This is a genomic window from Comamonas sp. Z3, assembly GCF_008121565.1.
GTDB lineage: Bacteria > Pseudomonadota > Gammaproteobacteria > Burkholderiales > Burkholderiaceae_C > Comamonas > Comamonas brasiliensis.
The window spans coordinates 972286-992544 of the sequence record NZ_VOQU01000001.1 but is presented as its reverse complement, the minus strand read 5'-3'; the positions used below and the strand labels follow the sequence as shown (position 1 = coordinate 992544).

General features: G+C 62.3%; 20 protein-coding genes. 12 read left to right on the top strand and 8 right to left on the bottom strand.

Annotated features, from left to right (window positions below; translation table 11 throughout):
• Window positions 1–3: 3 nt before the first annotated feature.
• On the top strand, window positions 4–1227 hold the full coding sequence (locus FSY59_RS04640; protein ID WP_148728545.1) for a thiolase family protein: 1224 nt from the start codon (window positions 4–6) through the stop codon (window positions 1225–1227).
• 25 nt (window positions 1228–1252) lie between these two features.
• A complete protein-coding gene (locus FSY59_RS04635; protein WP_051962168.1) occupies window positions 1253–1966 on the top strand; it encodes a nitroreductase in 714 nt (237 codons plus the stop codon).
• A gap of 229 nt (window positions 1967–2195) precedes the next feature.
• Here the strand turns inward: FSY59_RS04635 and FSY59_RS04630 are convergent, their stop codons facing one another.
• The 4 genes from FSY59_RS04630 to FSY59_RS04615 all read right to left on the bottom strand — a co-directional run bounded on the left by FSY59_RS04630 (window position 2196) and on the right by FSY59_RS04615 (window position 5371).
• The gene (locus FSY59_RS04630) at window positions 2196–2996 is read right to left on the bottom strand and encodes a MetQ/NlpA family ABC transporter substrate-binding protein (protein ID WP_043372372.1); all 801 of its coding nucleotides are present in this window, start codon (window positions 2994–2996) and stop codon (window positions 2196–2198) included.
• A gap of 205 nt (window positions 2997–3201) precedes the next feature.
• The gene (locus FSY59_RS04625; RefSeq protein ID WP_230629988.1) at window positions 3202–3507 is read right to left on the bottom strand and encodes a single-stranded DNA-binding protein; all 306 of its coding nucleotides are present in this window, start codon (window positions 3505–3507) and stop codon (window positions 3202–3204) included.
• A 146-nt stretch (window positions 3508–3653) separates the two neighbouring features.
• Window positions 3654–4319 (bottom strand): methionine ABC transporter permease, encoded by a 666-nt coding sequence (locus tag FSY59_RS04620; RefSeq protein WP_003055731.1) that lies wholly within the window; start codon window positions 4317–4319, stop codon window positions 3654–3656.
• A gap of 5 nt (window positions 4320–4324) precedes the next feature.
• Window positions 4325–5371: a methionine ABC transporter ATP-binding protein gene (locus FSY59_RS04615; protein WP_003055732.1), complete on the bottom strand. Its 1047-nt coding sequence runs from the start codon at window positions 5369–5371 to the stop codon at window positions 4325–4327.
• Window positions 5372–5699: 328 nt separating this feature from the next.
• Here FSY59_RS04615 and FSY59_RS04610 point away from each other — a divergent pair, with 328 nt between their 5' ends.
• The 4 genes from FSY59_RS04610 (at window position 5700) to FSY59_RS04595 (ending at window position 10943) form a co-directional block, all read left to right on the top strand.
• Window positions 5700–6110: a hypothetical protein gene (locus FSY59_RS04610; protein WP_003055734.1), complete on the top strand. Its 411-nt coding sequence runs from the start codon at window positions 5700–5702 to the stop codon at window positions 6108–6110.
• A 420-nt stretch (window positions 6111–6530) separates the two neighbouring features.
• Complete coding sequence (locus FSY59_RS04605; protein ID WP_148728544.1) at window positions 6531–7916, top strand: DUF1329 domain-containing protein; 1386 nt, start codon at window positions 6531–6533, stop codon at window positions 7914–7916.
• 124 nt (window positions 7917–8040) lie between these two features.
• Window positions 8041–9438: a DUF1254 domain-containing protein gene (locus FSY59_RS04600; protein WP_148728543.1), complete on the top strand. Its 1398-nt coding sequence runs from the start codon at window positions 8041–8043 to the stop codon at window positions 9436–9438.
• 17 nt (window positions 9439–9455) lie between these two features.
• Window positions 9456–10943, top strand: a complete 1488-nt coding sequence (locus tag FSY59_RS04595) for an MBL fold metallo-hydrolase (RefSeq protein ID WP_255439153.1) — start codon at window positions 9456–9458, stop codon at window positions 10941–10943.
• Here FSY59_RS04595 and FSY59_RS04590 read toward each other — a convergent pair whose 3' ends face one another.
• Entirely contained in the window at window positions 10944–11849 is a 906-nt protein-coding gene (locus tag FSY59_RS04590; RefSeq protein ID WP_043372357.1) for an MBL fold metallo-hydrolase, read from the bottom strand.
• Window positions 11850–11943: 94 nt separating this feature from the next.
• Here FSY59_RS04590 and FSY59_RS04585 point away from each other — a divergent pair, with 94 nt between their 5' ends.
• Genes FSY59_RS04585 through FSY59_RS04575 form a run of 3 tightly spaced genes read left to right on the top strand, consistent with a single transcriptional unit; the run spans window position 11944 to window position 13167 of the window.
• Window positions 11944–12288 carry a helix-turn-helix transcriptional regulator gene (locus FSY59_RS04585; protein WP_148728541.1) on the top strand — a complete coding sequence of 115 codons (345 nt, stop codon included), beginning with the start codon at window positions 11944–11946 and terminating at the stop codon, window positions 12286–12288.
• Window positions 12285–12728 carry a YeeE/YedE family protein gene (locus tag FSY59_RS04580; protein ID WP_043372355.1) on the top strand — a complete coding sequence of 148 codons (444 nt, stop codon included), beginning with the start codon at window positions 12285–12287 and terminating at the stop codon, window positions 12726–12728. Before FSY59_RS04585 ends, FSY59_RS04580 begins: the two co-directional genes overlap by 4 nt.
• Before the next feature lie 19 nt (window positions 12729–12747).
• Entirely contained in the window at window positions 12748–13167 is a 420-nt protein-coding gene (locus FSY59_RS04575; RefSeq protein WP_003055755.1) for a YeeE/YedE family protein, read from the top strand.
• A gap of 74 nt (window positions 13168–13241) precedes the next feature.
• Here the strand turns inward: FSY59_RS04575 and FSY59_RS04570 are convergent, their stop codons facing one another.
• Window positions 13242–14162: a LysR family transcriptional regulator gene (locus FSY59_RS04570; protein ID WP_043372351.1), complete on the bottom strand. Its 921-nt coding sequence runs from the start codon at window positions 14160–14162 to the stop codon at window positions 13242–13244.
• Window positions 14163–14337: 175 nt separating this feature from the next.
• On the opposite strand from FSY59_RS04570, the gene FSY59_RS04565 reads away from it, so the two are divergent.
• Together FSY59_RS04565 and FSY59_RS04560 are read left to right on the top strand one after the other, a co-directional pair.
• On the top strand, window positions 14338–15009 hold the full coding sequence (locus FSY59_RS04565) for an orotate phosphoribosyltransferase (RefSeq protein WP_003055759.1): 672 nt from the start codon (window positions 14338–14340) through the stop codon (window positions 15007–15009).
• On the top strand, window positions 15006–16262 hold the full coding sequence (locus FSY59_RS04560; RefSeq protein ID WP_148728540.1) for a hydantoinase/carbamoylase family amidase: 1257 nt from the start codon (window positions 15006–15008) through the stop codon (window positions 16260–16262). The genes FSY59_RS04565 and FSY59_RS04560 overlap by 4 nt, the downstream gene beginning before the upstream one ends.
• Before the next feature lie 159 nt (window positions 16263–16421).
• Here FSY59_RS04560 and FSY59_RS04555 read toward each other — a convergent pair whose 3' ends face one another.
• Both FSY59_RS04555 and FSY59_RS04550 read right to left on the bottom strand, forming a co-directional pair.
• Window positions 16422–18047, bottom strand: a complete 1626-nt coding sequence (locus FSY59_RS04555) for an FAD-dependent monooxygenase (RefSeq protein WP_148728539.1) — start codon at window positions 18045–18047, stop codon at window positions 16422–16424.
• A 29-nt stretch (window positions 18048–18076) separates the two neighbouring features.
• Complete coding sequence (locus tag FSY59_RS04550) at window positions 18077–19075, bottom strand: tripartite tricarboxylate transporter substrate binding protein (protein WP_148728538.1); 999 nt, start codon at window positions 19073–19075, stop codon at window positions 18077–18079.
• Window positions 19076–19143: 68 nt separating this feature from the next.
• Here FSY59_RS04550 and FSY59_RS04545 point away from each other — a divergent pair, with 68 nt between their 5' ends.
• Entirely contained in the window at window positions 19144–20073 is a 930-nt protein-coding gene (locus tag FSY59_RS04545) for a LysR family transcriptional regulator (protein WP_255439150.1), read from the top strand.
• Window positions 20074–20259: the final 186 nt, after the last annotated feature.

Here is a 20259-nt window from a genome sequence, read left to right as displayed (position 1 = left end):
CCCATGCCAAGCACGACCCCCATCATTGCCTGGGCCCGCAGCCCGGTGGCACCGATCGGCTCGGCCCTGGCTCGGCTCAGCCCCCATGAACTGGGCCGGCCGCTGCTGCTGTCACTGCTGCAGCAAAGCGGCTTGCCGGCCCACGCCGTCGACGCGGTCGTGATCGGAAACGCTCTGGGCGCTGGCGGAAACCCGGCACGCATGCTGGCACTGGCCGCCGGCCTGCCCGACGGCTGCGCCGCGCACACCATCGATACCCAGTGCTGCTCGGGCCTGGATGCGGTGGCCATGGCTGTGGGTCTGCTGCAATCGGGTCAGGCCGAGGTGATGATTGCCGGTGGCATCGAGGCCTGGAGCCGCGCCCCTATTCGCCAGACCCGCCCGCTGCACCCCGGCGAGCAACCCCAGGGCTACGAGCGCCCTCCCTTTGCCCCCGATCCCGAGCGCGATCCCGATATGCTGCAATCGGCGGCCGACTATGCGCTCACGCATGGCTTCAGCCGCAGCCAGCAGGAGCAGTATGCGCTGCTGAGCCACAGCCGGGCCCTGGCGGCCCAGGCGCAGCTCGCCCAGGAAATCGTGCCTGTGGCAGGGCTTGCGGCCGACGCCTATCCGCGTGCGCTGCAGCCCGCTCGTGCCGCGCGCATGCCGGTGCTGGCCCGGGGCAGCCATGAGGGTGCGAGTGTCGACGAAATCACCGCCCACGCCCTCAGCCCCCTGACCGTCTCTGCAAAGGCCGATGGTGCGGCCCTGGTCCTGCTGGCCACGCCCGAGGCCTGCGCCCGCTGGAATCTGCAGCCCCGCGCACAATGGCTGGCCAGCGCCAGCGTGGGCGCCGCGCCGGAAACTCCACTGCTGGCCGCCATTGCAGCAGCCCAGATGGTGCTGGCCCGAGGCAGCCATGCGCTGGCCGGGTCGCACAAACCACCGTTGCTGGCGCGAGAGCTGTCGGCCATCGAACTGCATGACGCCTTTGCCGTGCAAGGCCTGGCTTTTTGCACCGCCATGGGCATTGCGCCCGAGCAGATCAACAGCGCGGGCGGCGGCCTGGCGCGCGGCCACCCGATCGGCGCGTCAGGCGCGATTGCTCTGGTGCGCTGCCTGGCCCAGCTTGAGTATCAGGCCCAGTCATCGACACCCAAGGCCACACTCGGCCTGGCGGCCATTGCCGGAGCCGGCGGCATTGGCGCGGCAACCCTGGTGCAATGGCTGCAAGCCTCTTCCTGAATTCATTTTTGATAGCTATTACCTCATGTCCAGCAACGGTTCAGTCGCAAAAACATCTGAAGACTTCGACTTGCCGGCAGGCATGGCGCTGATGCAGCAGCGCCGCTCCACACGTGCTTTCCTGCCCGATGCCGTGCCAGATGCGCTGCTGCATCAGTTGCTGCTGACGGCGCGCCAGGCGCCCAGCGGCGGCAATCTGCAGCCAGGCCAGCTGATCGCGGTGCGTGGCAAGCTGCGCGAGCAACTCACTGCCGCCCTGCTGCAGGACGTTGAAAGCCAGGTGCCCGAATGCGAGGACTACGCCTACTTTCCGCGCCCCATGCCCATGCAGCTGCGTAAGCGCCAGGTGGCTTCGGCCCAGGCGCTTTACGGCGCCCTGGGCGTGGCGCGCGACGACCGCGCCGGACGCGAAGCGCAATTTGCGCGCAACTACCGTTTCTTCGATGCGCCCGTGGCGCTGGTCGTCACCATCGACGCCCATTACGGCCCCGGCGGCTATATGGACCTGGGCATGACGCTCTACGGCCTGCAACTGGCCGCCGCCGCCATGGGCCTGGGCAGCTGCGCCATCGGCGCCCTGGCCTCGTACCCGGCCACCGTGCGCCGCGTGCTGGGCCTGGCCGACAGCAAGCACATCGTCTGCGGCCTGGCCCTGGGCTGGGCCGACGAGTCCGCCCCCGTCAACCAGACGCGCACGACCCGTGCCCCTATCGCCGAGTGGTTTCAGACTCTTGAATAAATGAGCAGCCAACGCAATCCAGTAAAGGATTTCAGTTTGTTTTCTACCTGAAACCCAATAACAACAGGCGTTAGCAGCTATGCAATGAAGAGCAGTAAAAAAACGCTGCAAGTGCAGCGCCTGGTTCGATGCCCGACCGCCCCATCAAGGAGACAGCCTGCAAGCGCCGCCGCGCAGCGAGGCTGTCGTCCCCCTCGGAGGCGCCGGCGCAAAGCGCCTCAGGAGGTCATCAGAACGCCGGGAAGACCGAGCCCTTGAACTCCTTGTCGATGAACTGGCGCACCTCGTCGGAGTGATAGGACTTGATCAGCTGGGCGACCCAGGGCTGGTTCTTGTCGGCATCGCGCACCACCATGATGTTCACATAGGGGTTCTTGGCCGACTCCAGCGCAATCGCATCCTTCTTGGGATTCAGACCGGCAGAGATCGCGAAATTGGTGTTGACGGTGGAGGCCTCCAGGTCGTCCAGCGAACGTGGCAGCTGGGCCGCATCCAGCTCGACAAACCTGAGCTTCTTGGGGTTGGAGACCACATCCAGCGGTGTGGCCTTCAGGCCCGCGCCCTCCTTGAGCTTGATCAGACCCTGGGTCTGCAGCAGCAGCAGCGCGCGGCCGCCATTGGTGGGATCGTTGGGAATGCCGAACTTGGCGCCCGTGGACAGCTCGGACAAGGCCTTGATCTTCTTGGAATAGATGCCGATGGGGAAATTCACCGTGTCGGCCACCCAGCCGATCTTGTAGCCGCGATCCTTGATCTGGGCATCCAGATAGGGACGGTGCTGGTAGCTGTTGGCATCCAGATCGCCGGCGGCCAGTGCCGCATTGGGCTGGACATAGTCGCCGAACTCGATGACCTTGAGGTTCAGGCCGTTCCTGGCGGCGACCTTCTTCACCACTTCCATGATCTGCGCGTGAGGACCGGCGGTCACGCCGATCTTGATGGTCTTGTCCTGGGCCTGGGCGGCAAAGCCCAGCGTGGCCGCAGCAGCCACGGCCAATGTGGTGCGCAAAAGCGAGCGCTTGTTCAACATGCAGATTCCTTGTACGGAAGATTGAGAGTGGCTAAGACTGTAGCGCCAGTTTCAGCTGCCCGAGCGCTGTTTCTTAGACAGATTGCTCAGATGCAAACTACGGATTGGCCATGCAAGCCCGGATGCGCTGACTGCAGCAGGCAGAGCGCCCACAAAAAAGCCCGCTCCTTCACGGTAGCGGGCTTGTGTGGCGCGGTGCAGGCCATCAGAGGTCGGACATCGAGGGCGCAGCCAGCACCTGCTGTGCCACCACGTCGAGCACGGCATGGGACTCGTCCTGCCTGTCGATCCAGACCTTGGGCGTGAAGCTGCCGCGCAGGGCAATCGCATCGCCTTCGGAGAGACTGCGCAGCACGGCGCAAGGTGCGTTGTCGAAAGCGACGATATTCACGGGAATCGAGGAGCCGTCGCCTGCGTTGGCCCGCATGCGAGCCACCATATAGGGGCGGCGGTTGCGGTCTACGCGACTCTCGGGAACGCCGGTGAGTCGGCCGGTTATCAAACCATCCATCATTTGCTGTTATCTACCCAGAAAAAATCATGGCCACCCTTGATCAAGAGCGGCCTTTCAAAAAATCTTGAACCTGCATTTTAGAGGGGGCAGCCTGTTTCCGGGCAGCCCCCCTTTTCTTAATTTTTGGTAATGTGCACCGCGGCTCAGCGATGGCTCAGGCGTCGCACGGCCCAGTCGCCCAGGCTTTGAATGGCCTGCACAAAGAAGATCAGAATGATCACCACGACCAGCATCACGTCGGGCAAGAAGCGCTGGTAGCCGTAGCGGATACCCAGATCGCCCAGGCCGCCGCCGCCAATGGCGCCCGCCATGGCCGAGTAGCCGGTCAGGCTGACGAAGCTAATGGTCAGGCCCGCGACGATGCCGGGCAGCGCCTCGGGCAGCAGCACCTTCCAGACGATCTGGCCGGTGGTTGCGCCCATGGACTGGGCCGCCTCGATCAGGCCGCCATCGACCTCGCGCAAGGCGGTTTCCACCAGACGGGCCACAAACGGCGCCGCCGCAATCGTCAGCGGCACCACGGCCGCCCAGGTGCCGATGGAGGAGCCCGTGATCAGGCGCGTCAGCGGAATGATGGCCACCAGCAAGATGATGAAGGGGGTGGAGCGCAGCGCATTCACGATCCAGCCCACGACCTTGTTGGCCGGACCGTTCTGCAAGATGCCGCCATGGTCGGTCAGGCGCAGGAAGACGCCCAGCGGAATACCGATCAGACCGCCGATCAGGCCCGAGATGCCGACCATGATCAGCGTCTCCCAGAAGGAATCCAGCAGCAGCTGGAGCATCATTTCCGAAAAATTCTCAAACATCGCTCTCAATCCTTGCTGGACACGATCTGCACTTGCACACCGCTGGCACGCAGGTGCTCCACGGCAGCATCAATCTTGGCGGCCTCGCCGCTGGCGTAGACCGCCAGCGAGCCAAAGGTCTGCTCCTGGATCTCGTCGATCTGCCCGTGCAGAATCGACAGATCCAGACCCAGCTCGCGAATCAGGTGCGAGAGAATCGGCTGATAGGCGCTCTCGCCCGCATAGGACAGGCGCAGCAGCTGGCCTTGCTGGCCAGGCTGCAGCAGGGCGGCCAGCTGGTTCACGCGCTTCATCACCGACTCGGGCAGTTGCTGGGGCACGATTTCATCGATCAGGCTCTTGGTGATCGTCTGCTGTGGCCGGGTGAAGACGTCGATCACGGGCCCCAGCTCGGCAATCTCGCCACCGTCGATCACGGCCACGCGGTCGGCGATCTGCTTGATCACCAGCATCTGGTGGGTGATGAGCACCACGGTCACGCCCAACTCGCGGTTGACCTTGCGCAGCAGATCCAGAATGGAGCGTGTGGTTTCGGGATCCAGCGCCGAAGTGGCTTCGTCGCTGAGCAGCACCTTGGGATTGCTGGCCAGTGCCCGGGCAATGCCCACGCGCTGTTTCTGCCCGCCGGAAATCTGGGCCGGATAGCGGTCGGCCAGATGATCCAGGCCCACCAGCTCCAGCAGCGGCGTCACGCGCTGGTAAATCTCGTCCTTGGAAACACCGGCCAGCTCCAGCGGCAGGGCCACGTTGTCATACACGGTACGCGAGGACAGCAGATTGAAGTGCTGGAACACCATGCCGATGTCGCGGCGCGCGGCGCGCAGCTCGCCGACGGACAGCTGCATGAGGTCACGTCCGTTGACGATGACCTTGCCTTCCGTGGGGCGGTTGAGCAGGTTCAGGCAACGCACCAGCGAGCTTTTGCCCGCGCCGGAGCGGCCGATGATGCCGAACACCTCGCCCGAAGCGATTTCCAGATTGATGCCACGCAAGGCGTGCACCGGGCCCTTGGGGCCTTGGTATGTCAGGGATAAATCCCGAATTTCTATCATGAAAAATATTGCGAATCACGCATGAACAATGCGTTTGACGCTATAAAAAGTGATTGATCCCATCCCAGCCGCAGCGCTGCCTGGCAGCGGGCAATGCAGGCCTTCGTTCTGGTAGATGCCGGCAGAGCAAGCCAGCCTACTTTTAGTAGTAACCCTCAATAATGCCTGAGTCTAGGCAAACCTGAGAGCAACTGGGACAAGTGAATTCACTTATGGCACCGCCGGCGCACCCTCCAACGCAGACCCTGCCCGGGCCTGCCCCCACTGGCGGCACGGCCTTGCAGGCCTTAGCATGCTTGCATCTGCCCCTGGTTTTCTCTGCCGCCCTATGCAGCCGCCCCCTCTGCCCATCCGTGTTGAATGCCCGCCCGGTGCCTGCGACTGCCGGCGCGAGCAGTTGCTGAGCACGCCGGATGCGGATCTGCGCATTCTGCAGCTCACGCGCGAGGAAGAGAAAAAGCTGCTGCAGCGTCTGGAGAGCATCAGCAGCCTGGTCGATCTCGAGCATATGCAGCAACGCATTCACGCGCTCCTGGGCCTGGAGATACGTATCACCCCCGGCAACAACGAGGTGCGCACCATGCGCGGCATCCAGATCGAGCTTGGCGACCTGCCGGGTCTATGCCGCAAAACACGTCAGAGCATTCCCGCAGCCATCCGCAAGGGGATGGAGCGAAGGCCCGAGATTGCCTGGGCCCTGCTGGATGCGCATGACCTGTTTGGCATGCCCGACAGCTGATTCCCGCACCGGCAAGGCCTGACAGCAAAGCAGGCACTCCGCCACCTGGGTCTTCAGACAACGCTAGTCCTTGCGGCCTACGTCGCCCGGCCCATGGCGGCCTTTTGCTTTCAAGAGCAATACGCCCGATATCCCTCGAGCGCATTTTCATCTTGGTTTTCCCGAGGTCGGATGCCACAGGTTTTCCCTTACCCAAGCGAGTCAACGCAGGGCTGGAGCGGCAGTCTGTCTCTGAGGTGACTTCGCTAGGCCTTAGGGGCTAGTCCAAACGAGCGATGGTGAGCAGCAAAGCTCGCTTGAACATTGAATTCATCGACAGGCGTCAAGTCAGCGACTAGCTGACCTGGACTAGACCTTGGCCCGATTCGCGGGCAGATCGATAGTGCAAATGCTGCACACATACATCTTTGAGGATTCGTGATGGAAAGCAACCTGAGCTACCGCGCCCTGATCGCGCTGACCGTGACCGGCGTCATGGCTGGTGCAGCCGCCGCCAAAGGCAGCCCCGAAGAAATTGAAAAGCTGGGCAAGTCCTTGACCTGTATCGGTGCCGAAAAGGCCGGCACCGCCAGCGGCGTACCCGAATACACGGGCAAATGGCTGGGAACGCCGCCTGGAGTTCAGTACACGCCGCATGCAGGCCAGCACCCGGTGGACCCCTATGCCAATGAAAAGCCCCTGTTCTCCATCACGGCCGAGAATGTCGCCAAGTACGCCGCCAATCTGACCGAAGGCCAGAAGGCCTTGTTTGCGCGCTACCCAAAGACTTTCAGCATTCCCGTCTATCCGGGCCACCGCGACTTCCGCTATCCGGACTTTGCCTGTGCCTCTGCCAAAGCCAATGCGCAGAACGCCGTGATCAGCGCCGACGGAATGGGTGCCGACAACGCGGTCAAGGGAGCCATACCGTTCCCCTTCCCCAAGACCGGCATGGAACTGGCCTTCAACAACCTGTTTCCGCTGCGCTCGTTCACCGAACACACACTGCGTGACAATGCCTATGTGATGCAGGACGGCTCCACCGTCTTTGGCCGCGCCGACAACCGCAGCATGAGCTTGCTGAACTCCCCCGAGCAGGCCGGCAAGCCGCTGGAAGGCACCATGGCCCAGGGCATGAATGCGGTCAAGCTGCCCGAGCGCGAGAAAGGCGGGGTCAGCGTCAGCCGTGAGCCAGTCAACTTCGGCAAGGACAAGCGCCTGGGCTGGAGCTATGACCCGGGCACACGCCGGGTGCGCCAGATCCCCGAGTACGGCTTTGACCAGCCCATGGGCGGCGGCGTGGGCGCCAAGATGACGATTGACTCCGACCGTCTCTTCAATGGCTCTCCCGAGCGCTACAACTGGAAGAATCTGGGCAAGAAGGAAATCTACATTCCCGCCAACGCGTACAGGATTCACGCCAATACCGTGAAGTACGCCGATCTGCTCAAGCCCGGCCATGCCAATCCCGACTACATGCGCTACGAGCTGCGCCGCGTCTGGGTGCTGGAAGCCACGCTCAAGGAAGGCTATCGCCATCTCTATGGCAAGCGTGTGCTTTTCCTTGACGAAGACACCGGCCACGCCGTGATGAGCGACTTCTACGATGCACGCGGCAATCTGTGGCAGCAAGGCCTCATCAATTACTACTACGCGTTCGACTCCAGCGCCTGGCATGCAGGCACGGCCTTCTACCATGACCTGGTCGGCGGCGGCTATGTGGCCTACAACCTATTCCAGGAGCGCCCCAAGGGCCCCGTGCTCAACAAGGGAGACATGAACCCCTCCATGTTCACCCCTGAAGCCACGCGCAACGCCGGCACCTGAGCAGCTGCCGCCTCCATGAGCCGCTGACACACGCTGCACGCGGTGCTCGCCGCAAAAAAGGCCTGGGCCGGGATGAAGAAAGCACCGGCCCCGGTCATCAACACCACCACACCATTTCAATCTCATGTCAAAGTTGAACCGCGCCGGGCTGCGCGCCATGGCGGCTGCGGCATTGGGCCTTTGCCTGGGCATGGCCTATGCCCAGACGCCCGCCGCCACCGAAGAGCAGGCTCTGGACAGCCTGATCCGCGAGGCCATGCTCTACGCCTACCCCTATCAGGAATTCATGAAAATGCGGCATGAAGCACTGGAGGTCAAGGACTCCCCCACCGCCACCACGCTCAACCACTTCCGCCACTCGCGCCACCTGGCCACGCCCAAGGACCGCTGGGCCAACGGCCCTATTCGCGACACCTTCTACTCCACCGCCTGGCTGGATCTCGAGGAATCTCCCCTGGTGCTGTCCCTACCCGAAACCCATGGCCGCTACTACGTGATCGCCATGATTGGTGCAGATCTCAACACCTTCTCCTACGTGGGCCGGCGCATTGGCGGCACCAAGGCACGCAAGGTAGCCCTGGTCGGCCCGCGCTGGAGCGGCAAGATCCCTCAGGTCGACCAGATCGTGCGCGCACCCACGCGGGATGTCTATCTGAATCTGCGCGTGCTGGTCACCGGTGAAGATGACCTCAAGAGCGCTCATGCCGTGCAGGACGGCTTTCGCATGGAGCCTGTGCTCAGGACCGGCGCAGACCGTCCGCAGATCAAGCCGCAAGCCCAGGACTGGGGGCGCTTTGTCGATGTGAGCAATGAGGCCCTGGCCCGCAACCCGCCTCCCGGCACGGAACACGCGCTGCTGCAGCGCTTTGCCAGCGTGGGCATCTGTGGCAAGGCCTGCAGCTGGGACAAGCTGCCCGAGGCCGTGCAGCAGCGCTGGCTGAACCTGGCGCCCGAGATCGAGAAAAACGAACTCAAGAATCGCCTGAATGCCGCTCGCAAGACGGCTGAGCCTGGACGCAGGAACGGCTGGACCCCTTATCGCCTGCCGGATGGCTTTGGCAACAACTACGCCATGCGTGCCCAGTCGGCAGCCATGTCGGGCGGCATCCTTGGCCTGGCGGCTGCGGAAGCCACCTACTTTGCCGCCAGCGTCGACGGCAACCACCAGGCACTGGGCGAGGGCCGAGCCTATCGCCTGCATTTGCCCCAGGGTCGTCTGCCTGCCGATGCATTCTGGTCCATCTCTCTCTATGAATTCGTGACCGGAGGCCAATACATGGTGGACAACCCCATCAACCGCTACTCCATTGGCGACCGCACCAAGGGCATGAAGTTCAACGCCGACGGCAGCCTGGACATCTGGTTGCAACCCGCGGACCCGGGCCCTGAAAAGCGTGCCAACTGGCTGCCCACGCCCGAGAAGAACCTGTTCTATCTGATGGCCCGCGCCTACCAGCCCTGGCCAGAGGTGCTGGATCCTTCGTGGATTCTGGAGCCGGTGCAACGGATCAACGCCCAATGAATGCAGTGATGGCAAACATGAAAAAAATATCTCGTCTCTACCGATACGCCTTTGTCACGGCCCTGGCGCTGGGCCAGCTCGGTACGGGCACGGCCAACGCCCACGATCAGGATGACCGCGGCGGCTCGGGAGCGAAAAGCCCCGCCGTGCTTGCTGCCCGCGCCCAGGTGTTCAAGGCCAATCCGCAGATGGTCCAATCCATCATGGAAGGCGGTGGCTTTGGCACCGAGCTGTCGTATGCAGTGGCCAACAGCATGTACAGCCGAACCGACCAGACAGCCATTGCAGAGGCCCGAGCCAGACTCAAGGTCGAGGCCGTGGCTCCGCGTACCTGGCTGTTGCGCTTTCCCATCGTCAATGTGGTGGTCTTCGAGACCGACGAAGGCCTGGTCTTGGTCGATAGCGGCTACGCCCCCGCAGGCCCGGCCTTGGCCGAGACGCTGAAGCAGCTCAGCCACAAGCCGCTGCACACCGTCATCCTGACGCACTTTCATGCCGACCATGCCTTTGGCGCCTGGGCATTGATGGAGCAGAAGCCGCGTGTGGTGACCGAGCAGCGCTTCATCGCCCAGATGGAGCTGGACATGCGCAGCAACGGTCTGATCGCGCGCAACAACCAGCAAAGCGTGGCCGACGTGCCGCGCACCTGGGCCGATGCAGTGCGCCCCACACAGACCTTCCAGGACAAGACCACGCTCACCATAGGCGGCGAAGACTTTGTGCTGACCCATGCGCGCGGCGAGACCGAAGACCAGATCTGGGTCGCTGTACCCGGTCGCGGCATTGTGGCCAGTGCCGACTACTTCCAGGGTTTTTTGCCCAATGCGGGAAATGGCAAGCGCCGCCAGCGCTACCCCGAGGAGTGGGCTCAGGCCCTGCGCGACATGGCCGCGCTCAAGCCCCGGCTGCTGCTGCCCGCTCATGGCCCAGCCATGACCAGGCCTGAAGAAATCCAGGATCGCTTGCCGGCGCAAGCCCAGATGCTGGACAGCATCTCCAGCCAGGTGGTGGCCGGCCTGAACAGCGGAGCGCGCCGCGATCAGGTCATTGAAAAAGTGGCGCTACCGCCGCAGCTGGCCAAGCGCAGCGATGCACGCGAGCTCTATGTCTCGGCCAAGGACATCGGCCGCATGGTGGTCAGCGAATACAGTGGCTGGTGGGACGATATTCCATCGCACTGGCGCCCGGCGCCTCTGGACCATGAAGCCAGGGAGCTGGTGCAGCTGGCAGGCGGTGCCAGGCAGGTGATCCAGCGTGCAGTGGCGCTGGCAGACAGCAATCCGGAGCTGGCCTCTCATCTGGCCGACTGGGCCTGGTATGCGGACAGCGATGACCCCGAGGTGGCCCAAGGGGCGCTGAATGTCTATGCCCGCCGTGTCGCCAAGCCTCTGCCCACGCAGGAAGTGCTGGTCTATGCCGAGCACATGGTGCGCCTGCAGCTCAGACTCAATGAGCTGAACAGCAAACGCGCGGCCAACGCCAGTCAGAGCAGCACAGCGCATTAATCACTGTTGTAGACCCTGCGGCAGCTGCCCATTCTTGGCAAAGGCATTGATGGGTAGCTGAATATAGGTACGGCCATCATCCTGTGCGGGCGGCAACTTGCCCGCCCGCACATTGACCTGCACCGAAGGGAGAATCAGCGTGGGCATCTCCAGCGTGGCGTCGCGTGCAGTGCGCATCTGTACGAACTCCGCCTCGCTGACGCCATCATGCACATGGATATTGCCGCTGCGCTGGGCCTGCACCGTGGTCTGCCATTGCGGCTTGCGCCCCGCCGGAGGGTAATCGTGACAGACAAAGATGCGGGTCTGCTCAGGCAGGGCCAGAATGTGCCGGATCGAACGATAGAGCGTCGACGCATCGCCGCCGGGAAAGTCGGCACGGGCCGTGCCCACGTCGGGCATGAACAGGGTATCGCCAACAAACACGGCATCTTCCACCAGATAAGCCATATCGGCCGGGGTATGGCCGGGCACATGCATGGCCAGCAGCTCCAGCTGACCCAGTGGCAGACGCTCGCCATGCTGCACCAGATGGTCGAACTGGCTGCCGTCGGGCAGAAAGCTGCGCTCGAAGTGATAGATCTTGCGAAACACGGCCTGTACATCGCAGATATGGGCACCGATCGCCACCTTGCCGCCCAGGTGGTGGCGAATATGCTGGGCCGCCGAGAGATGGTCCGCATGCGCATGGGTTTCCAGTATCCACTGCAGCTGCCAGCCTCTGCCGCGCACATAGTCGATCAGTGCATCCGCTGAACGGCTGCTCAGGGTGCCCGACTTCGGTTCAAAATCCAGCACCGGGTCAATCACGGCAGCCTGAGCGTTGACCGTGTCGGCCAGGACATAGCTCAGGGTGCCGGTAGCGGTATCAAAAAACGGCTCGATATGCATCACGCTGACTGACATGGCAACTCCTTGAACGGCACAACTGAAATTCTGAAACTCGGCAATCAATATACTTTTTTATATAATATATGAAAATATTTTGACGAAAGAAGTCATGTCCTCATCAAGCCTTGACGAAGCACCAGCCGCGCTGAATCTGCAGGCCATGCGCGCCCATGCGGGCGAGGCCGTGGCCATGCTCAAGCTGCTCGGCAACGAAGACCGGCTGCTGCTGCTGTGCCAGCTCGCCCAGCAGGAGCGCACGGTCAGTGAGCTGGAGCAGCTGACCGGCGTGTCCCAGCCCACCTTGTCCCAGCAACTGGGCATTCTGCGCCGCGAGGGCCTGGTCAGCACGCGCCGCGAAGGCAAGTTCATCTGGTATCAGCTGACCGATGCCCGCGCCCTGCAACTGATGCAAGCCCTGTACCAACTGTTTTGCCAACCGGGAGAGACCGCATGAATATCTTTTGGAGCGAGTTCACGCCCTGGGCATCGCTGGCCGGCGGCCTGCTGATCGGCCTTTCTGCCGCCCTGCTCATTGCCTTGCTGGGCCGGGTAGCCGGCGTCAGCGGCATCGCCGCAGCCTTGCTGCAGTTGCCGACCTGGTCGTCAGTCAAGCACTGGGGCTGGCGCCTGGCCTTCATCCTGGGCATGGTCGCCGCTCCGCTGCTCTGGTCGCTGTTTGCCCCACTGCCAGCCATGGAGTTGCCATCCAGCCCGGCGATCATCATCGCCGCAGGACTGCTGGTGGGCTTTGGCACGCGCATGGGCTCGGGCTGCACCAGCGGTCACGGGGTGTGCGGGCTATCGCGCCTGTCAGTGCGCTCGCTGGCCGCCACGCTGTGCTTTATCGCCACGGGCGCCATCACCGTGTTCGTGATGCGCCATGTCATCGCTTGAGTCGCCACAAAGGACCATCATGATCCCCAGTATTGCAGCCCTGCCTTGCGGGCTTTTGTTCGGTCTGGGCCTGATTCTTTCGGGCATGGGCAACCCGGCCAAGGTACAGAACTTCCTCGATTTTTTCGGTCGCTGGGATCCCTCTCTGGGCTTCGTCATGGGCGGCGCCATCGCAGTCGGCCTGATTGCCTTCACCTGGGCCAAGCGCCGCAGCACGGCTTTGCTGGGCGAACCCATGCAGCTGCCTGCCAGCACCGTCATTGATCGCAAGCTGCTGACGGGCTCTGCCCTGTTCGGCATAGGCTGGGGACTGGCGGGCTTTTGCCCCGGCCCCGCGTTGATGAATCTCGCGACGCTCACACCACAGGTCTGGCTGTTTGTCGCCGCCATGCTGGTCGGCATGTGGGCGCAGCAGCAGTGGACGACAAGGACAAGCTGAGACCTGGCTGTCACACGCTAGGCAGTCCTCTACCTACCGGGCTGCCTGCGCCGTCTGACCATGTCAGCCCGGCCTCAGTCCTTGGGCATCAGGGCCTGGGCAAAATGTCTGGCCGGCGCAGGCAGGTCGGCAAAGCTGCTGGCATACAGCTTGAGGCTGCGCTCTGCCCAGGCATCGGTCAGCGGCACGGCATGCAGAGCGCGTGCCTCGCCCAGCCGCTGGTAGGCACCTTCGGGCATGACGCCCACGCCCAGTCCGCACTCAATCATTCGGCACATGGCACTCAGGCTGTCAACCTCGATGCGCTGTCGCAGCATGCGTCTGCCGGCGCGGGCTTGCCGATTGAGCATCTCCTGAACGATGCTGCTGTCGCGCAAGCCGATCTGGGCGTAGTCCAGCGCTTCTTCATAGGCCAGTTCCGGATGCCGGGCCAGAGCGTGATCACTGGGCATGATCAGCACCATGCGCTCGCGCCGATACGGCATGGACTCCAGCCCCTCGACTTCGTCACTGGGGCTGCAGACGCCAAGATCAGCCATGTGATCACGCACGGCGCGTGCCACCGAGCGGCTGGTCGCCTGGCGCAGATCGATGCGGATGTCGGGATGATGTTTCACGAAGATCGCAATATCCTCGGGCAGAAACTGCTCCACGGCGGAGGCATTGGCACTGAGACGCACCAGCCCGCGTATGCCGCGCGCATATTCGCCCAGGTCGTCGCGCAGATGCTCGACCCCCAGAAGAATCGTGCGGGCGTGCGCCAGCAGCAACTCTCCGGCAGGAGTCGGACGCACTCCGCGGGCATGGCGCAACAGCAAGGGAGTGCGCGCCAGGGATTCCAGTTCGGCAACACGCTTGCTCACGGCCGACGCGACCATGCCGCCCTGTTCGGCCGCACGCGCAATGCTGCCGCATTCGCAGATCAGCACGAACAGATCCAGTGATGACAGGTCGATCTGACGCAGAAAGCTGCGCGGCGAAGTGAAGTCGGACATGGTCAATGGCCGGCGGGCATTTGAAGGCGCAGCCGGGGATTTCGGCAAAAGGTACCCGGTCACGCCCAGGCACAAAGCACGAGCCATCTCGTTTTGGAACGGCTCGAGGAATTTTAGCCACTTCTTGCCGCAGGCCTGGCTACTTAACATGCCCGCTTTGCAAACACACACTCACATGCTTCTTTCCGCTTCCGACGCGCCACGCGTTGCCCAGGCCCTGGTCGGCCTCGGCGCTGTACGCATTGCTTCGCATCAACCGTTTATCTATACCTCGGGCTGGGCCAGCCCGGTCTATGTGGATGCGCAAGTCCTGATGTCCGATGTCGCACTGCGCGGTGAAATCATGGACATCGCGGCCCGCTGCATGCGCCCTCTGATTGCTGCACGCGGCATCAATGCCATCGTGGGAACCGAAAGCTCGGGCATTGCTTTTGCCGCATGGCTGGCCGAGCGCCTGGAGCTGCCCATGCTCTATCTGCGCAAACGCCCCGTCGGCTGGGACATCACGGCCCAGCTCGAAGGTCGCCTGCCCGACAACGCCAAGGTCCTGCTGGTGGATGACGTCACCACCGACGGCCGCTCCAAGGCCGGTACGGTTGCCGCCTTGCGCCGCGCAGGCCCCGTGATCGAGGATGTACTGGTTCTGCTCGACTATGCGCTCTATGCCCCCCAGGCCGGCACGCTGGCCGACCACGCATTGTCCCTGCACGCCCTGGCAACCTGGAATCAGCTGCACGAAGCACTGCTGGCAAGCGGACAGCTCAATGCGGAGCAAAAAGCCACGCTGGCGGACTTCTCGGCCTCGCCTGTGGACTGGTCCATCCGCCACGGAGGTAGCGGAGCATGATGGCCTGCAACACCCTGACGGATATCAGCGCACTGGCGCAAGCCCTGCTCTCGGAAATTCGCGAAGCCACCCGTGACGGCCTGGGCGTAACCCGCGAAAGCTATGGCGAAGGCGAGACTGCTGCGCTGCGCATACTTGAGGACCGGGCCGAAGATCTGGGCCTGAGCCATGAATGGGATAGAGCCGGCAACCTGTGGCTGAGCCTGCCAGAAGAAAACCGTGCCGAGCCCTTTGTCGTGGTTGGCTCGCATGCCGACTCCGTGCCGCAGGGCGGCAACTTCGACGGACTGGCAGGCATTGTCGCCGGCATGCTGATGCTGCTTCAGCTGCGCGGCCGCCACGAACAGGCGCCCCCGCTGCGCGTGCTGGCCCTGCGTGGCGAGGAAAGCGCCTGGTACGGCAAGGCCTATCTGGGCTCTCTGTCCCTGCTGGGCAAGTTGCCTGCCGCCACATTGAAGAGGCCTCACCGCGATGGCCTCGGCATCCTGAGCGAAGCCATGTCGCGCTGCGGAGCCGATGTCGATGCCATTGAGCGCGCCGAGCCGCTGCTGGATCTCGCCAATGTCTCAGCCTATCTGGAACTGCATATCGAGCAGGGTCCGGTCATGGTCAATCGGGGCTGGCCGGTGGCCCTGGTCACCGGCATCCGAGGCAACGTCCGCCACAACCTGATCCGCTGCATCGGTGAAACCGGCCACTCGGGCGCCGTGCCGCGCTGGTTGCGCAAGGATGCATTGCTGGCGGTTGCCGAGTTGCTGTCGCGCATGGACGAACACTGGCGCGTGCTGCTGCAGATGGGCATGGACATGGTGATGACCACGGGCATCTGTTCCACCTCGGCGCAATCGCATGCAGTTTCCGTGATTCCCGGCGAAGTGGCCTTCAGCTTCGAGGTACGCAGCCAGGACACCCAGACGCTGGAGCGCTTCTATACCCTGATGCGCGAAGAGTGCCAGGCCATAGAGCGCGCCCGCGGCGTGCGTTTCGAGTTCGACGAGCGCCTGTTCACGGAGCCCGCCACCATGGATGCCGATTGGCTGAACCGTCTGGAGGCAGCCGCCGGACAGGACATGAAACCGGAGCGCATGGCCAGCGGAGCCGGCCATGATGCGGCAGTGTTTGCGAATGCCGGCGTACCCTCGGCCATGGTCTTTATCCGCAACGAAAATGGCTCTCACAATCCGCATGAGGCCATGGACATAGACGATTTCCTGGCAGGAGTCGACCTGCTGACCCGCGCGCTGATTGCCTGAACCCTGCCCGCTCTGGCCGGGCACTTCCAGGCGCCTTGCAGGCCGGCAGTCCTTTGTGCGCTGCCGCCTGCTGCCGGGACGCCAGTCCTGGCATCAGGCGGCTCCTCGCACAGGCCCGGGAGCGACTCGGGCGAAGGGCATCGAGCGGCCCTCGATCCTTCAGGCGACAGCCTTGAGCAGACTTTCCACCTCCTCGTTCGACAGGAATTTCTCGCCACTCGTCCAGGCCACAAATGCATCCGGTCGAATCAGTATCAGGTCAGATTCATAGCGCGCAAACTCATCCGTTTTGGTAGTTTCGACAATGCTCAGGGGCAGCCGATTGGTGTCGGCAATATAGCGGAATGTCTCAAGCGTTTGCGCGGGCGTATCGGCGGCCAGCAGCGTATAGCCCTGCCCCAGATGCTCGAATATATTCCGGCCATCGCCGAGCGCGGCCGGAGCCAGGTGGTGACCGGCACGTGCGGTGAATATATGTGAGCCCTTGGCGCTGCAATCGCCGACGGCCGACGCCCGAGTGCTGCGCACAATGGGAGAGCCCTCATAGTTGGGCTCGAAAGCATGCACCTCGCCTGCTGCCCCATTGGCCCTCTGACTCCAGGCGGCTTCAAAAGCACTTCTATCCTTTTCTGGATCAAAGCTGTCCAGAAACTGGTGATCGGTCTCTATGGACTTGGCAATAAAGTCGTCAATGGTGGATCTGAATACCGGGCGGCGTTCCTGGTCATAGGAGTCCAGCAATGTTTCGCTGCCCCAGCCTTTCAGCACTGCTGCCAGCTTCCACCCGAGATTGCGTGCATCTTCCAGTCCCGAATTCACGCCATAGCCGCCATAGGGAGGATGGCTGTGCGCTGCATCGCCAGCAATGAAGACCCGGCCTGAGCGGTAACTGTCGGCAAGCATGAAGCGCAGATCCCAGAAGCCTATATGCTCGAACTCGACATCGAAAGGCGCTCCGACAGCATCTTCCAGATAGGCCTGGAAGTCGAAGTTGTCTGCCGTGGTTCCCGGTGGCACTGGCGCATGGAAGAACCAGGTATTGCCCAGATCGACGCGACCGAAGAATTTCCAGTAGCCCTTGAGCTCAGGCTGAAGCACGTTGTAGTAGGACTTGCCAGGAAAGCGCTCGAGCAACTTGTGCAGTCCCTGTGAGCGGAACACGAGCAGTACCATGAGGCGATCATGGTCGGTCTTGGTCTGGGTGATGCCTGCCTGCTGACGCACGCCCGATCGGGCTCCATCACAGCCGACGACATAGCTTGCGCGCAGCATCCTGCGATCCGATCCGTTCTTTTCGGATACCGTGACGCAGACGCCCTCGTCGTCCTGCTGCAAGGTATCGAAGTTCCAGCCGTAAAAGGTCTCAACAGATGGCAGCTCGGCGGCTCTATCCCGCAGAACCGCTTCCGTGGCGTACTGAGGCAGGCGCTCGTTCGCCGTGAAATAGTAAGGCTTGACGAGATCGCGCTGGAGCCAGTCGTAAGAATAAGACCCCAGCAATGTGTTGTAGGCCGTCAGGCCTCCTATGCCGTATTCGGGCGGAATGGTACGAGCTGCGCGAAGCTGCTTTTCCGCACCCCAGGCGTGGAAATGCTCCATGGTGCGCTGGGTCAGGTTCTGCCCCTTGGGAATCGGTTGCGGCTTGGCGTAGCGTTCCACGACGATACAGCGAACGCCGCGCTGACCCAGCTCTATCGCCAGCCCCATACCCACGGGGCCGCCGCCCACGATGATTACATCTGCATCCTTGCCTGGCGCTGGTGTCTGATTGACTTGCATATTCATGTTCATTTGATCTTCTTGTTATGGCTGGCTTATTCGGCAGTAATGCCCTGGGTCTTGATGAGATTGCCCCAGCGCCTGGCATCGGCTTCGATCAAGGCCTGGAAGGCTTGGGGAGTGCTGTGCTGGGGAGTCATGCCCTGGGACTCGAATGCTTTGGCAACTTCAGGCTGAGCAAGAATGCTCTTCAGGGCTTCGTTGATGCTGCGTACAAACTCGGGAGGCAGTCCCTTGGGGCCCAGCAAGCCATACCACATGTCCACATTCATATCGCCCAGGTTCAGACTCCTCAGCGAGGGCACCTGAGGCAGGAGCGGGGACGGCGCGTCTGAACTGATCGCAAGCGCACGGAGCCTGCCTGCCTTGATGTGCTGCAAAGCAACGTGGATAGGGAGAAACATCAGGTCAATCTGCCCGCCCAGCAAGTCCGTCAAGGCCGGGGCCGTGCCGCGATAGCTGACATGTGTGAGCGATATCCTGGCTTTGCTCTTGAGCAGCTCTGTTGCCAGGTGGTGGGGGGTTCCGGCACCGGGCGAGCCATAGTTCAGAACGCCAGGATTTTTCTGTGCATAGCTGATGAGTTCCTTCAGATCCGTGATCCTGGATTGAGAGCCCGTGACAAGCACCAATTGACCTACGCTGGTCTGGCTGATGGCGCTGAGATCGCGAACCGGGCTATATCCCATCTTGGGGTAGAGCTCGGTATTCATCACCAACGTATTCACGGTGACAAGCAAGGTCGTGCCGTCGGGAGTTGACCGGACTACCTCCAGGGTACCGATATTGCCCGATGCCCCAGGCTTGTTGTCCACGATGAAGGGGCGCTGAAAGCGCTCCGAGAGCCTGGGACCGATGACTCGGGCAATCAGATCGATGCCTGTGCCTGGCGTGAACGGCACAACCAGCCGCACGGGAGCCTGCGTATTCGCGAATGCCGAAAGCCCGCAGGAGCCCGCAGCTGCTGCGACAGCCACGGTGAGTAGAGCCTTGCGGCGGCTGAGGGGCAAGCCTCCTGCTGAAGGTGCAAGCATGGTGTCTCCTTGTGTTTTGTGCTGCAATTGCACCGCGTCCATTGATTTGAATCAAACGGGAATTTTTGGTGAATTCATCAGTAAAGCTGATTAATGTCGGGAGCCGTCAACTGCAGGCGTTTCTCGAGATATGCAAGTGCGGCAGCTTTGCTGCGGCGGCAGAGCGCATCCACCTGTCTCCGTCGGGAGTGAGCATGCTGGTCAAGGAACTGGAGCGCCAGTTGGGAGTCAGGCTATTCGAGCGAACCACACGCGCAGTGACATTGACCGACGCAGGACGGCTGCTGCAGCCCTATGCCGAGAGGGTGGTGACGGAACTGCGGCAACTGGGTCTGGCCTTGCAAGGCAGCTCCTCGGCCTCTCGGTCGACCCTGACGATTGCTGCGACGCCTGTGATCGCCACCTGCCTATTACCGAAGGTTGTTGCCGAATTTGCACGCAAGCATCCCGAAGTACGAATCCAGGTCATGGATGGCAGCCTCGATACCGTTCGGCAAGCCGTTCTGGAAGGACATGCCAATATGGGTATGGCCTTTTTTGTGAAACCAGCCGCAGGCCTGCTCAGAGAGTCGGTGTGCCGGTTCCGGCTCATGAGCATCAGCCCGGGCGAGAGGCGGCGCAGCAAACCGATCCAGAGCCGCAGTTGGAAGTCTCTGGATGGCCTGCCCATGATCGCTCTGCCGATCTCCAACCCGATTCAGGCCTTGATTGACAAGCACCTTCCCAGCGCCAAGGCCAGCCAGGATGAGCGGGCAGAAATGAATTTTCTGGGCACCATGATTGCCATGGTGAAAGCGGGTCTGGGCAATGCAGTCATACCCTCTTTCATGAGGGAGGAATGCCAGCAGCACGGCTTGAAAATTGCGATGCTGACCGAACCAGCCGTTCACCTCAATATGTACGTCGCGCTACGCAGGGGCGCAGATCGACAGCTTGCCGAGACCCAGTTCCTAGAAGCCTTGAGAGCGCATATAGCCACGTCGGATGATCTGGATTGACGCTACGCCCACTGCTTCATGCGCTGAGCCCATTCGTCGCCACCGCTTGTCTGCACACTCAAACACCAGCCTCTGTTAGCCTGGCAAGCCCCAATGAATGAGAATGGGTATCATTTTTGTAGAATCAGCGGATTTCCAATCCCGAGAGATTCCTGTGTCATCCCCTGCCAACAGCATCGCCAGTGA